Source organism: Peptacetobacter hiranonis (assembly GCF_008151785.1).
GTDB classification, from domain to species: domain Bacteria; phylum Bacillota; class Clostridia; order Peptostreptococcales; family Peptostreptococcaceae; genus Peptacetobacter; species Peptacetobacter hiranonis.
The window spans coordinates 680,963-695,598 of the sequence record NZ_CP036523.1; the positions used below are offsets into that span (position 1 = coordinate 680,963).

The window sequence follows — 14,636 nt, forward strand, 5'->3', positions numbered from 1 at the left end:
TACAGATCGGTCCATATAAACTAAAAGAGAGAGGATTTTTGTTTTGATTATTTTAGGAATTGACCCGGGTATCGCAATTGTAGGATACGGGGTTATTGAATACAAGGGAAATAATTTTAGAGTTATCGACTATGGTGCGATTACTACTCCAGCGCACACAGATTTGACTACTAGGCTAGAGATGGTGTACAAGGGAGTTGATACGATTATAAAGAGTTATGATATAGATGAGGTTGGAATCGAGGAGCTGTTCTTCAACAAGAACGTAAAGACTGCGATTACTGTTGCTCAAGCTAGGGGGGTTACTCTTCTTGCGTGTGCTCACAATAATGTTCCAATTTACGAGTACACACCACCTCAGATTAAGCAGGGAGTTTGTGGATATGGTAGAGCTGATAAAGTCCGGGTGCAGAAGAGTGTTACTTCATTTTTAAAGCTTAAAAAAGTACCAAAACCTGATGATGTCGCCGATGCACTTGCAATTGCTATATGTCACGCCCATGCAAATAAATTGGATAAAACTTTGAGAAATATTCAGGGATTATAATAAGAAATAGTTATAAGAAAGTATGATTATAGAAAGGAAAAAATTATGTATAGATACATTAAGGGAACTATCGAGGAAATAGGTTTTGACAGTATTACTATAGATAATAACGATATAGGGTACAGTATTTTGGTGTCTTCAAATACAGCAGCTCAGTATCAGGTCGGCGAAAAAGCTAAGGTATTTACTAAGCTGATAGTCAGAGAGGACGAGATGTTTTTATGTGGATTCCACTCTGAAGAAGAGAGAAATATGTTTGATATGCTGACTTCAATATCAAAAATAGGTCCAAAAGTTGGGCTTTCAATTCTTTCATTTGCAACACCAAAACAGCTTGGAGCGTATATTTTAAGTGAAGATATAGCCAAAATATCTAAGGCACCAGGAGTTGGAAAGAAAACTGCGGAAAGAATTATATTAGAATTAAAAGATAAGATAGATAAGACACAGATTGAGTTTGAGCCGACTTTATTAGAAGCTCAGCCAGCAGCTATTTCAATAGACGAATCTGTGGATGCATTGATAGCACTTGGTTACACACAGGCTGAAGCAAAAGAAGCTGTCAAGAAAACTAAGAAACCAGGTATGGAAACAGAGGAAATTATCAGAAAATCACTTACATATTTAATGAAAAATCCTATCAAATAATCTAAAGTAAAGTTTGGATTGTGAGGTAGAGAAGGGAGAAATTGACGAGGAAATGCTAGAAGATTTCGATGAAAATAGAATTATAACGTCTACTATGCAGATGGACGATGTGGAAATTGAGAATAATTTAAGACCTAAAACACTTGATGAGTATTTAGGTCAGGAAAAGTCAAAAGAGCAGCTTAGTATTTTTATTGAGGCAGCCAGAAGTAGAAATGAACAGCTAGATCACGTACTTTTATATGGACCTCCAGGTCTTGGAAAGACTACATTAGCGGGAATAATTGCCAATGAAATGGGCGTTAATTTAAGGATAACATCTGGTCCTGCAATAGAAAAGGCTGGGGATTTAGCTGCGATACTAACAAATTTAGAAGAGAATGATGTTTTATTCATAGACGAAATTCACAGAATAAACAGAAGTGTTGAGGAAGTTCTTTATCCTGCGATGGAGGATTTTTGCTTGGATATTATAATCGGTAAAGGGCCATCAGCTAGAAGTATAAGACTTGATTTACCTAAATTCACTCTAATTGGAGCGACTACTAGACCAGGTATGCTTACAAATCCACTTAGAGATAGATTTGGAGTGATTTGCAAGCTAGACTACTACACAAATGACGAACTTGCTCAGATAGTTAAGAGATCGTCTGGACTTTTAGGTGCTGGTATAGATGATAAATCTGCAGCAGAGATTGCTAGAAGATCACGTGGAACACCGAGAATTGCAAATAGATTATTAAAAAGGGTTAGAGATTATGCTCAGGTCAGAGCAAATGGAGATATCACAGAAGATGTAGCAAAAGATGCACTAGAGCTACTTGGTGTGGATTCTCTTGGGCTTGACTATGTAGATGAAACTCTTTTAAAAACAATCATCGAGAAGTTTGGTGGAGGGCCAGTTGGACTGGATACACTTGCTGCTTCTATAGGTGAGGATAGAAATACAATAGAAGACGTATATGAACCGTATCTAATACAATTGGGATTCATAAACAGAGGTGCGAGAGGAAGAATGGCAATGCCAAAAGCGTACAAACATCTCAATTATCCTATAGGTGAGGAATAGAAAGAAGGGGAATGTACTATCTCATACGTGCTCCAGGCAGTCAAGCTGCATTGTCGCATAGTATGAGATAGCTACATTCCCTTTAATTATTTTCTCAAACTATAGAATAATTGAGAAAGTTTGTACTTAGCTAAAAAGTACTAGAAGTATATCTTCGGTAAAATTTTAAATGTTAATGAGAGGCTACATATAGTACCTAGTTTCAAGTAGTTGAGCTGCATTGTTGCTGGGTTATAATATGTGTAGTCTCCTTTAGTTTTATATAGAAGCGGATTTGAATAATTGAGTTGTTTGTATTTTGAGTTGATATTTGTTTTTTTAGATAGTATAATTATATTATAGAGATTGATGTTAGATTAATTTGTTTAAAGTTTTTTATGATTTTGCTTATTTTTCTAATGTTTCATGCTCGATGTTGATATGTCAACGTTTTTAGAGAAGTTTGAAGAGAAAATCAATGTTTTTTGAGGTTAAAAGTGTAAAAACGCTTGCATGCTCGATAATCGTATTTTTAGCCTAGTGATATCAATGGTTTCAGAGGGTAGGATTTATAAAATTGTTCCCCGTAAGGGGATGACGAGAGCCATAGGGCTCTATTTTTTTGTCCAAAATTACCACTCCTAAAAGAAAAATAATTCCAAAACAAAATCTAATATATTAATAGAAGAAAGTTTTTAAAATTTCAGAAAAAAACATCTTCTAAATATTGAAAATACTTGCACATAAAGAAAAATTTACCTGTAAAAAAATATTCAACAAAAGTTTAGTTGATAAATTTTAAAGAAACTCAATTTGTAAATATATATGGAAAAAAATTTGTTTTTTTGTTATCATAAAAAGAGTATGCAAAAATAAAATGTCAAATAACAACATCGGGTTATATACCAGATGAACTATAAAAAATGATTATAAGAAAGGAAGAGAGAGCTTTGAAGACAAGCGATTTTAATTTTGATTTACCACAGGAATTAATTGCTCAGACTCCAATAGAAGATAGATCTGCATCAAGACTTATGGTGTTAGATAAGGAAACTGGAGAGATTGAACATAAAATTTTTAGAGATATCAAAGAATATCTTAAACCGGGTGATTGTCTAGTTTTAAATGATACTAGAGTAATACCTGCGAGATTAATAGGTGAAAAGGTGGACACAGGTGGAAAGATAGAGTTTTTACTTTTAAAGAGAAACACAGACGACACTTGGGAGTCACTAGTTAAGCCAGGAAAGAGAGCAAAGATAGGGACTAAGTTCTCATTTGGTGGAGGAAAGTTAATCGGTGAAGTAGTTGGAATGGCTGATGAAGGTGCGAGAATTATAAAATTCCACTACGACGGAATATTTGAGGAAATATTAGACGAATTAGGAAATATGCCACTTCCTCCATACATAACAGAAAAATTAGAGGAAAAAGAAAGATATCAGACAGTTTATTCTAAACACAATGGATCTGCTGCGGCACCAACTGCAGGGCTACATTTCACAAATGAATTATTAGAAGAAATAAAGGAAATGGGTGTAGACATAGCATTTGTAACATTACACGTTGGGCTTGGAACATTTAGACCTGTAAAAGTTGACGATGTACTAAACCATGAAATGCATTCAGAGTTCTACATGGTTACTCAGGAAGCTGCAGACAAGATAAACAAAGCAAAAGAAAACGGAAATAGAGTAATATGCGTTGGAACTACAAGTTGTAGAACAATAGAATCTGCTGCCGAAGAAGACGGACACATGACAGCAAAGAGTGGATGGACAAATATATTCATCTATCCAGGGTACAAATTCAAGGTGTTAGACAACTTAATTACTAATTTCCACTTACCAGAATCTACATTAATAATGCTAGTAAGTGCATTATGTGGAAGAGAGCACGTGCTAAATGCATACAACGAAGCTATAAAAGAAAGATATAGATTCTTCAGTTTCGGGGATGCAATGTTTATAAAATAAATTAAACTAGGGGTTGAGGATTTTGAAGCACAAAAAGAATGGATTTATCTTGAATACGGCATTTGTATTCGAAAAAATTCTTGCGGCGGTTGTATTAATTGCCGTATTTTTGGGAACAATAGACGTTCTAAGACTTATCTGGGATACGTATATAGTTCACTTTGAAAATATAATTCAGTATGAGCAGTTAAACGACATGCTAGGGCAGATACTGCTTTTAGTAATCGGAGTTGAGCTGGTTGTAATGCTTTCATTGCACTTGCCAGGAGCGTTAATCGAAGCACTTCTTTATGCGATTGCAAGAAAAATGCTGTTAATTCCTAAAAAAGAGGGTATGTTAGAGATATTATTAGGAGTGATAGCAATAGCGGGACTATTCATAATCAAGAAGTACTTGATTGATGAGAGTAAGAATGACGAGGATCAAAAGACCTTAGATGAACACAAAGTTGACTTTGTTTGTAAGGCGCTTCCTATATTCTGCAGAAACAGAAAAGACAAAAATCACGTGTGCACTTGTCAGAAAAACGAAGAAAACGAAAAAATTGAAGAAAACTAGGAATTAGAAATAGAAACTCAAAAAAATAAGAAGAAAGGATGAGAAAATGTACGCAGTAACTTATGAATTAATAAAAACTTGTAAACAGAGTGGTGCGAGATTAGGTGTGCTTCACACTCCACATGGCGATATAGAAACTCCAATATTCATGCCAGTTGGAACTCAGGCAACAGTAAAATCAATGACACCAGAAGAATTAAAAGAAATAGGATCACAGATAATCCTATCAAATACATATCATTTATACTTAAGACCAGGTCACGAATTAGTGAAAAAAGCTGGAGGACTTCACGAATTCATGCACTGGGATAAACCAATATTAACAGACAGTGGTGGATTCCAGGTATTCTCACTTGGACCACTTAGAAAAATTTCTGAAGAAGGGGTAGAATTTAGATCACACTTAGATGGTTCTAAACATTTCTTAACTCCTGAAAAAGCTATGGAAATACAGAATGCACTTGGTTCAGATATAATGATGGCATTTGATGAATGTGCTCCATATCCAGCTAGTAGAGAATACGTTAAAAATTCTTTAGAAAGAACTACTAGATGGTTAGAAAGATGTAAAGAAGCTCACAAAAATCCTGAAAAACAGGCACTATTTGGAATAATCCAGGGTGGAATGTACAAGGATTTAAGAGAGCAGTCAGCAAAAGAAATAACTGCAATAGATTTACCAGGTTACGCAATAGGTGGATTAAGTGTTGGTGAGCCAAAACCAATGATGTACGACATATTAGAACACACTACTCCATTTATGCCAGTGGACAAACCAAGATATTTAATGGGTGTTGGAAGTCCTGATGATTTAATCGAAGGTGTAATAAGAGGGGTGGATATGTTTGACTGTGTTCTACCTACAAGAATTGCGAGAAATGGTACTGCAATGACAAGTCAGGGAAAAGTTGTTGTTAGAAATGCGACTTATGCAGAAGATTTTACTCCACTTGATCCTGAATGTGATTGTTATACTTGCAGAAATTACACTAAAGCTTATATAAGACATCTTATAAAAACTAATGAGATGTTAGGTGCGAGATTAATAACTACTCACAACTTACATTTCTTATTAAAATTAATGGAAAACATAAGACAGGCAATAAGAGAAGATAGACTTCTTGATTTTAGAGAAGAGTTCTTCACAAAATATGGATACGAATTATAAAAAGAAAGGGCTGCTGCAGATTTTGTAGTAGCCCTTTGACGTAACACAAGTATTCGCTCTCCAGGCTTCAGCGCCCCATCCATTTATGTAACACATTTCAATGTTATGGGGCGCTTGCAGAATTGTCGGTGCGAGCTACTTGTGCTTACGTCTTAAAAAAGGCTACTACAAAATCATAGAAGCAGACATTTCTTAAATTATAATTCGTACATAAACTGTTCAGAGTACGTGGGGAGATTTATCTTTGGTGAATGGTTTTGGAAGGTGGTATTAGGGGAGTTAGGCAGATTGTTTTTTTTGTTATGATTTATTGTGTTTCTGTATTTGATATATGTATATAAATGCGTTATAATATTCTTTAGACCTTTGGAGAAAGGGAATATAGTATTTCAAAAGGAGAGATTAATTATGCCAGCACAGCAGTTAATTATGAGTGTGGTTTTATGGGTAGTAGTATTTGGTGTATTCTACTTCTTATTAATAAGACCACAGAAGAAAAAAGATAAAGAGCTTAAAGAAATGAGAGACTCTATAAATGTAGGTGATAAAGTTGTTACTATAGGTGGACTTTGCGCTACAGTTGCAAAAGTTGAAGAAGAAAGAGTTGTACTTGAAGTTGGACCAAACAGAACTAAGATGCCATTTGAAAAATGGGCTATAGGAACTGTTACAGAAAAGAAAGAAGTTAAACACGAAATAGCTGATCCAGCTAAAGAAAAAGAAGAAAATTAATATTTTTTATTATGAAGGGGCTTTTAAGAAGTCCCTTTTTTAATGCTTTGAAAAGCCCCTTCATAATAAAAAGTATTTTATACAAGGTGGATGGAATCGTAGAATATACAAAGAAGGTAGAGGATTTTTTAAGTGTTTTAAAATATGTGATTATTCTTTAGATGATTAATTATTTTGTTATTTTTTGGTTATTTATCTAAAAAAAGAGGTGTTAGTTATTGGAAAAGTATAGGTATGTATGTTATAATTAGAAATAATACTATGAATGGAGGACTTTGAAATGTCAAAAAAACATATAAAAACTTTATCAAAAGCTACTTTAAAAAACAGTGCATCTAAAGGTGGATGTGGAGAATGCCAGACTTCTTGTCAGTCAGCATGTAAAACATCTTGTACAGTTGCTAACCAGGAATGCGAAAGATAATAAATTCTTAATAAAAGAAAATCGGACAGTTATTTGCTGTCCGTTTTTTGTATAAAAAAGGGGGGAATTTAGTTTGAAAAAGTTATTATCAACAATATTATCAGCGATGTTAGTTGTATCTATGACAGTGTCTTCTGCATCTGCGTTGACATTTGTAGAGATAAAGGGGAACAATAGATATCAAACATCTGCGTTAATTGCAGATAAGCAAAATTATACAACTGCTATTTTGGTGAATTCTACAAAGAGTATAGCAGATGGACTTAGTGCGAGTGCTCTTGCTGGTGCAGCAAATGCGCCAATTTTATTAGTTAAGCAAAATGAAATTCCAGCAGATGTAGAGCTTAGATTAGAATGTACAAATAAGATTTATATAATTGGATCTGAAAATGCAATAAGTAAAAATATTGAGGATAGATTAAAAAAATCTGGGTTCATAGTAAGTAGAATCGGTGGAAAAAATAGATATGAAACATCTGTAAATGTTGGAAATGAGGTAAAAAGAGTTAAAGGTGGAGCTTCAGAAACATTTATCGTAAATGGTACAAAAGGGGAAGCAGATGCGATGAGTATTTCTTCTGTTGCAGCTAGAGATTCAGCACCTGTAATCCTTACTGATGGAAAGACAATATCTGCAGATGCGAAAAAAATAGTTAACAGTATACCTAACAGATACGCTATTGGACTACAGGGGGTAATGGACGAAAGCCTTGTAGAATCAGTAGGTGCGACAAGAGTTGGTGGAAAAAATAGATTTGAAACAAATAAGAAGATAATAAACACATTCTACAAAAACGTAGCATCTTATTATCTAAGTAAATCTGATCAGTTAGTGGATGCATTGGCTGCATCTCCAATAACAAAATACTCTCCTATAGTTTTAGTTAATAAAAACTCTGATAAGAGTGTATTAAAAGGTGCTCAGAAGATGACTGCTCTTGGTGGAATAGATAAAGCCACAATAGAAAGCTGTAAAAAAGCAGCTCAGTAAAAATAATATATAGCTAATAAGAGCCTAAAAGTTTCTACGAGAAACATAAAGGCTCTTTTTTTATGCCAGCCCCTAGTTGTTGTTATAAATATGTGTATATGTTGTTGTATATATTGGTATTGGTTGGTACAATCTGTCCCAATGCAATATGACAACTTGTCCCAATGCAACATGACAAACTGTCACTATGCTTATAACAATATGACAGTATATTTTTGACAAAAAATGTAAGTGAAATGTAAGTGACTAGATTAATTTAAATACTAACCTATATGAATCTAGCAGTCAATTAAAATAGACAAATAACAGAAAGTTGTGTTATACTTATGTTTAAAAAGTTACAAATTTGTTAACAATATTAAAAATAATAAAATATGACGATAAATTCATAAAGGAGGGTGCAATGGAAAATAACGATACAAAAGAAGTGGTAAATGAAAATAATAGCATAAATAATAAAAATAATTTAGATAATTCCAATAAAAACAAACCTAAAAAAATAAAATTTATAACAAAAGACTCACTAAAAGATTTTACTCTTTGGGTTGTAGTATCTCTTATACTATTCTTCGTGATGGAGTATTTATCTAGAAGGTCAAGAATAGAAAAAGTAGAAGTGTTCTTAAAAGATAACACTTACGCAACAGTTATAAATATATTATTAATACTTGGCATAACAGGGATAATATTCTTTGTAAAGCACAAGAAGGCAGTATTGTGGCTTATTTCATTCCTATTCATCGGATTGGCAGTGGTTAGCAGGATGATATTGGAATTTAGAGGGATGCCAGTAGCGTTTATGGACTTGTATGCGCTTCAGGATGGGCTTAGTATAGCATCGAGATTTATTAATAAAAAAATGATAATTATAGCAGCTATAGTGATAATACTATTCATAGCTGGATTAATTATTATGTGGAAATTAGATAAGAAAAGCAAAAGATTTAATGGAATAAGTAACATAATTGCGTGGATGCTTTCGATATTAGTATTTGCAGTGAGTATAGGTCCTATAAAGAAAACAGGTATAATACATAACATAGGTTGGGATGTCCAGGCTACATATGAACTAAACGGATTTTTATATTCAATCTTAGACTCGTATTTTGGATATCTAAGAAAACCACCAGAAGGATATAGCAAAGAAGCTATAGCAAAAATAAGAGAAGAAGTTGATAAAAAGGCAGCTGAGGACAAAAGAACAATAAAAACTGGAAAAGATGTTCCTAATGTTGTAATAGTTCAGCTTGAAGGATTTATGGATCCTACAAAAATACCAAACGTAAACCTTAGTATAGACCCAATACCAAACTTTAGAAAATTAGCAGAAAAGAACACTAGTGGTTACATGAATGTACCTACTACTGGTGGGGCAACAGCGAGAACAGAATTTGAAGTAATATCAGGGCAAAACTTTGATAACTTATTAAGTGGTGAAATACCATACACATCAATAGTAAAAGAAAAAACTTCAAACTCAATGGCAACAGCATTGAAAAATCAAGGATTTACAGCTCATGCACTGCATAATTTTAAGGGGAACTTCTATAATAGAAACAAAGGGTTTAAAAATTTAGGATATGATACATTCACATCTGTTGAATATATGAACGGTCTAGAATATACAGCACTTGATTGGCCGAAAGACTATATCTTAACTGATTATATGAAAAAAGCTCTAGACTCAACAAAAGGAAAAGACTTCATAACAACAGTATCTGTACAGGGACACTCAAACTATCCTACAGAAAAAGTTGATGAAGATTATCCTTGTAAAATAACTGGTAACATAGAAGATAAATACAAAAATCAGCTTTACTACTACTGTGAGCAGATAAGAGAAATGGACGAATTTATAAAACAGTTTGACGATATGCTGCTTCAGAGAAAGAAAGAAACTGGTGAAGATACAATAGTTTTATACTACGGAGATCATATGCCAAAACTAGATTATTTATATGATGGTGAAGAATATCTAAACAGATACGAATCTCCATACACATATTTTGCGACATTTGATATTCCAAAAGAAGAAAATGCAATAACTGATGCATTCCAGGCGGGTACAGAATTATTAAAACTAGGTGGAGTGGAATACGGACCTATAGAAAAAGTACATGCATACCTAAGAAATGACAAAGATTACCTAAAAAAAGTGCAGCTTGTAGAGTATGATATACTATTTGGTGAAAAATACTACCTAAAAGACAATGAAATACAGAAGAAAAATACCATAAAAATGGGAATAGACGATATAAAAATAAATTCTGTAAAAGCTAAAGGTGAAACACTAACTGTTGAGGGACAGAATTTCACGGCAAGAAGCTTTGTATATCTAAATGAAAAACTATTAGAAACTACAATGGAAAGCCCAGGAAAACTTACTGCCAAACTAAATGGAGAGTTAAAGAAGGGTGATATCATAGTAGTTAAGCAGCTTGGAGATCATGATGCCGAGCTTAGTAGTACACCAGAATTTAAAATAAAATAATTCAAAAACTAAAATTAAACCCAATCTAAAAATAATGTAAAGGAGAAAAATTATGAGAAAAAAAATAGTAACGCTCACGTTGTCAGCTATAATGCTACTATCCACTATAACCCCAATTAGCGCATTAGAAAAGCTGAGTAGAATTCAGGGGAAAAACAATTATGAAACAGCAGTAAAAATAGCTGAAGAGAGAAAATTTTCGTCTATAATATTAGTAAATATGGACAATAGTGCAGCCGATGGACTTAGTGCTGCGGCATTAGCTGGTTGTAAAAATGGCGTGATACTACTTACAAGTAAAAATAGTATTCCTTCAGAAACAAAATCAAAACTAGACAAAGTAACAGACATCTACCTAATAGGAAGTGAAAATGCTATATCTAAATCAGTTGAGGGCGATTTAGAAAAAATAGGCAAAAAAGTAACTAGAATAGGTGGAAGTGATAGATATGAAACTTCATACAATGTTGCCAAAGAAGTACTAAATGCAGAAGGTACACTTGGTAAAGTATTTATTGCAAATGGTGTAAAGGGAGAAGCCGACGTAGTAACTGCATCTCCAGTAGCATATAGAGATAAAGCTCCTATACTTTTAACTAACGGAAGTAGCTTAAAAAATAATTTAAAAGAAATTGCAAATGATGCATCTGCAAGATATATAGTAGGTGGAACTACTGTGGTAAAAGACTCTGTAAAAAATGGACTAAATAGTACGGATAGAATAAGTGGAAGCAATAGATTTATAACTAACCAGAAACTTGTAGAAAAATTCTACTCAAATCCAAACGCTTTCAATATAGTTGATACATCAGACTACGCTATAGCGACAATAGCTAGTTCAATAAGTACAGATAGACCTATAGCACTAGTAGATTATAGGTTTGATCCACTTGTATTAAAAAATGCTCAGAAAATGACTGCAATAGGACATATATCAGACAGTACTATTTCTAAAGCTATAGGATATTCTGGTGGATTTAATAAATTTAGCTATAATTGGACAAAATACAAATACGTAGCTCATGCATTGGGAGGAGTAGGTGGAAAAACATATACAAACTCACCACAGGCTCTTGAACACAACTACAACAAAGGGTTTAGAGTATTTGAAGTAGACTTAGATTTATCAAGTGATGATGAACTAATAGCTTGGCATTCATTTGATAAAGTTAGCTTAAAAGAAATGGGACTACCAGAAAAATACGCCACAAAAAAACCGACATTAGAGGAATTTAAACGTATGAAGCCTTATGGTAAATACGATACGATGACATTTAAGGATATAATTTATTACATGACAGAATATCCAGACATATATATGATTATAGACTTAAAACAGGCTGAGAATGACAAGGTTAGAAAACTTTACAAAAAAATTGTAGAAGAAGCTAGCCCAGAAATATTAGATAGAATGATACCTCAGATATATAGAGAAGAACTATACAATGAGATAATGAATATATATAATTTCAAATCTGCATCATTTACTTGCTATACTATGAGTAGCATAGATGAAAATAAGATAACAAATTTCTGCGCAATGAATGGAATAAAAGTTCTTACAATTGACTATAGATTCTTAACATCATCTTTGGTGGAAAAATGTAAATCTAGAGGAATAACATTGTATATGAACACAATAAATGACTCAAAAGAACTGAACAAATACAAATCACAAGGAGTATATGGATTCTTTACAGACTTCCTTACTCCATAGGTAAAAAGGTGTGAGCATAATTTTAGAAAAAATCTTTTGTTGAATAATAGCAACCTCCTCTCCAGGCAATCGAGTTGCATTGTCGAGGTCGGTTTGCTATTATCTCAAACAAAAGATGACATTTTCCTGAAATTATTAGCTCACACCTTTTATCATATGGAATTAAGGGTCTAGTAAAGAAGAGGTGGACGAAAGGGGATTTTATCCTCTTTTTTTTATTTTCTTTTTTTGCTGTAAGTGTTGGAAATGCTGGGCATTTTTTCTAAGAGAATAGAAAGTGATAGAGTGTTTTTGATGGATGACATGCTGGTGTTTTATACTTTAATCACAGGCAAGAGAGAAGCCTGAATAAATTTTAAAGGAGGTAACTAGAATGGCAGTTACAGAATCAAGTAAGGTATCAGTTTTAAGACTGAAATTTGCAGTAGGTGAAACATCAGGAGGGGATATAAAGTACAAACGCAAAGATATTAAAAATGTCAAAGCCGATGCAACTAAAGAAGATGTTTACGCAGTAGGTAAAGCACTATCAGATCTTTTAGAAACAAAAGCTGATGTAATAGCAAAAGTGGATGAAGCTGATTTAGAAAAAAGTATGTAGGAAGTGGATTGGGTAAACCTAAACCGAAAACCTAAATCAAAAGCTTAAACTGAAAAGCAAAATTAAACCAAAGTAAAATCAAAATCAAACTAAACCAGACTAAATTAAAACAAAATGGATTGAATCAATCCAAACTAAAAAAAGGTAGCGGCTGCCAGTTGAGCAGCCAAGCTACCAGATTAAAAATCTATAAACAGATTGCAAAATAAAAAACTAAAAACAAAAGAATAAAAACTAAAAAACAAAAACTAAAAAAATAAAAAGTTAAGAAAAGGAGATTGAAAAACTATGATAAGAAAAAGACTAGCAATGAAATTTAAAACAGCCAATGGAAAAGCATTTACTATATCTTTAGATGGGCCAAAAGATGGTGTACAGGAACAGGAAATAAAAAACGCAATGGACTTAGTAGTATCTAAAAAAATCTTTTTAGTAAACGACTCAGAAGTAGCCACAACATCAGAAGCAAAAATAATAACTACTGACGAAACAGTTCACGACTTAGTAATATAATCTCGTCGGACAATAAGCAGGTGATTATTATGGAAGTTGAATTACGGAACATGATAGCAAACGTCGGTTTTCCTATAGCCGTATCAATATTCTTACTGATAAGGATAGAAAATAAACTGAGTACACTATCAGAAAGTATCAACGGACTTTCGAAAATAATCGAGAGTGCAGCTCAAAAAAGATAAGCAAAAAAATAAAAAAAGTCAAAAATACAAAATTGATTAAGAAAATTTTGAAAATTTGTAAAAAAGGCTTTAAAAATATGTAAAAATATAATATAGTATATGTGACAACAGTTTCCCAAAAGCCCGGATTAACATCCGGGTTTAAGGCTACGAATAATTCTTACTAAAATAATTAAATTTTAAAAGGGTTTCGTATTATGAAACTGTTGTTTTTTTATTAACTTTATTTTTTAAAGAAGCATAAAAAATAGAGGGGAATTATATTAATGTAAAGGGAGTGTATATAGTATGAGCAAGAAAAATGATCAGAAGAATCAGAACAGCATCAAGGACAATGATGTTGAAGAAAGCGAAATCGAGGAAAAAGGGGAAGTAGAAGAATTTGAGGAATTCGCTGAAGAGGATTTAAACTATGATGAGGGGATTTTTGAGGAGTTAGAGTTTGAGAATGAGGAAGCTCAAAAGAAAATGGAAAAATTAAGAGCAGAAAAACTAAAACACAGAAGAGCTTTAAAAAAACTAAAATTCGAAAAGGAGGACTTATCTCCTAATGGATTAGACATAGTAAAATTAATTGGATTTAATAACTATGTTAAGCTAGTATTTTTATATGGGGGAACAACGCTTTATCTGCCACAGCATGAAAAACTAATTGAAAGAAAAAGAAGAGCGTACGTATACGACGTGTACCTAGGATACGGCTCAGATATTAAAAAAACAACTTATGTATTTGGGTTAAGTGAAAGCACAGTTAGAAGATATGTAGCAGATGAAAGAAAATATCAAATGAACAAGCGGTTAAAAGAAAGAAAAAAACAAAACTAGCAGCTCAAACAACTAACCAATCAAAACACAATTAAAATAGACAAACAAACAAGCAAAAGTTAAAACTAACTTTATCAAAAGGACATAACAAATTTACTGAAGAAAGGTGTAATTTCTGTAAAAATGTTATGTCTTTTTTATGCATTTTTTTTGAATTGAGCTATATACAGAAAAGGACAAGTATAATATAATAAAAATAGCACGTTTCAAA

Annotated in this window: 16 protein-coding genes; all 16 read left to right on the forward strand. The window is 32.9% G+C overall.

The features are described 5' to 3' along the window. Positions 1-43: 43 nt before the first annotated feature. The 16 genes from ruvC (at position 44) to KGNDJEFE_RS03460 (ending at position 14,425) form a co-directional block, all read left to right on the forward strand. Positions 44-547, forward strand: a complete 504-nt coding sequence (gene ruvC, locus KGNDJEFE_RS03390; protein ID WP_006439815.1) for a crossover junction endodeoxyribonuclease RuvC — start codon at positions 44-46, stop codon at positions 545-547. A gap of 45 nt (positions 548-592) precedes the next feature. Beyond that, entirely contained in the window at positions 593-1,195 is a 603-nt protein-coding gene (gene ruvA / locus KGNDJEFE_RS03395) for a Holliday junction branch migration protein RuvA (RefSeq protein WP_006439816.1), read from the forward strand. Between the two features lie 52 nt (positions 1,196-1,247). Beyond that, on the forward strand, positions 1,248-2,264 hold the full coding sequence (gene ruvB, locus KGNDJEFE_RS03400; RefSeq protein ID WP_040410370.1) for a Holliday junction branch migration DNA helicase RuvB: 1,017 nt from the start codon (positions 1,248-1,250) through the stop codon (positions 2,262-2,264). 929 nt (positions 2,265-3,193) lie between these two features. Further along, a complete protein-coding gene (gene queA / locus KGNDJEFE_RS03405) occupies positions 3,194-4,219 on the forward strand; it encodes a tRNA preQ1(34) S-adenosylmethionine ribosyltransferase-isomerase QueA (RefSeq protein WP_040410371.1) in 1,026 nt (341 codons plus the stop codon). Between the two features lie 22 nt (positions 4,220-4,241). Next, entirely contained in the window at positions 4,242-4,778 is a 537-nt protein-coding gene (locus KGNDJEFE_RS03410; protein ID WP_006439819.1) for a phosphate-starvation-inducible PsiE family protein, read from the forward strand. Positions 4,779-4,824: 46 nt separating this feature from the next. Continuing rightward, the gene (tgt, locus tag KGNDJEFE_RS03415) at positions 4,825-5,946 is read left to right on the forward strand and encodes a tRNA guanosine(34) transglycosylase Tgt (protein ID WP_006439820.1); all 1,122 of its coding nucleotides are present in this window, start codon (positions 4,825-4,827) and stop codon (positions 5,944-5,946) included. A gap of 408 nt (positions 5,947-6,354) precedes the next feature. Next, a complete protein-coding gene (yajC, locus tag KGNDJEFE_RS03420) occupies positions 6,355-6,678 on the forward strand; it encodes a preprotein translocase subunit YajC (RefSeq protein ID WP_040410372.1) in 324 nt (107 codons plus the stop codon). Between the two features lie 11 nt (positions 6,679-6,689). Beyond that, positions 6,690-6,839 carry a hypothetical protein gene (locus KGNDJEFE_RS11690; RefSeq protein ID WP_170239655.1) on the forward strand — a complete coding sequence of 50 codons (150 nt, stop codon included), beginning with the start codon at positions 6,690-6,692 and terminating at the stop codon, positions 6,837-6,839. A gap of 119 nt (positions 6,840-6,958) precedes the next feature. Further along, entirely contained in the window at positions 6,959-7,102 is a 144-nt protein-coding gene (gene scfA / locus KGNDJEFE_RS03425) for a six-cysteine ranthipeptide SCIFF (protein ID WP_071585583.1), read from the forward strand. A 73-nt stretch (positions 7,103-7,175) separates the two neighbouring features. Continuing rightward, positions 7,176-8,093, forward strand: a complete 918-nt coding sequence (locus tag KGNDJEFE_RS03430; protein WP_040410373.1) for a cell wall-binding repeat-containing protein — start codon at positions 7,176-7,178, stop codon at positions 8,091-8,093. 403 nt (positions 8,094-8,496) lie between these two features. After that, positions 8,497-10,584 (forward strand): sulfatase-like hydrolase/transferase, encoded by a 2,088-nt coding sequence (locus KGNDJEFE_RS03435; protein WP_040410374.1) that lies wholly within the window; start codon positions 8,497-8,499, stop codon positions 10,582-10,584. A 52-nt stretch (positions 10,585-10,636) separates the two neighbouring features. Then, entirely contained in the window at positions 10,637-12,301 is a 1,665-nt protein-coding gene (locus KGNDJEFE_RS03440) for a cell wall-binding repeat-containing protein (RefSeq protein ID WP_006439825.1), read from the forward strand. A gap of 373 nt (positions 12,302-12,674) precedes the next feature. After that, positions 12,675-12,902: a DUF1659 domain-containing protein gene (locus KGNDJEFE_RS03445; protein WP_006439826.1), complete on the forward strand. Its 228-nt coding sequence runs from the start codon at positions 12,675-12,677 to the stop codon at positions 12,900-12,902. Between the two features lie 288 nt (positions 12,903-13,190). Further along, positions 13,191-13,415: a DUF2922 domain-containing protein gene (locus KGNDJEFE_RS03450; protein WP_006439827.1), complete on the forward strand. Its 225-nt coding sequence runs from the start codon at positions 13,191-13,193 to the stop codon at positions 13,413-13,415. A 29-nt stretch (positions 13,416-13,444) separates the two neighbouring features. Further along, positions 13,445-13,600 carry a YvrJ family protein gene (locus KGNDJEFE_RS03455; protein ID WP_006439828.1) on the forward strand — a complete coding sequence of 52 codons (156 nt, stop codon included), beginning with the start codon at positions 13,445-13,447 and terminating at the stop codon, positions 13,598-13,600. 288 nt (positions 13,601-13,888) lie between these two features. Continuing rightward, positions 13,889-14,425, forward strand: a complete 537-nt coding sequence (locus KGNDJEFE_RS03460; protein WP_006439829.1) for a hypothetical protein — start codon at positions 13,889-13,891, stop codon at positions 14,423-14,425. The last annotated feature ends 211 nt before the right edge of the window (positions 14,426-14,636 follow it).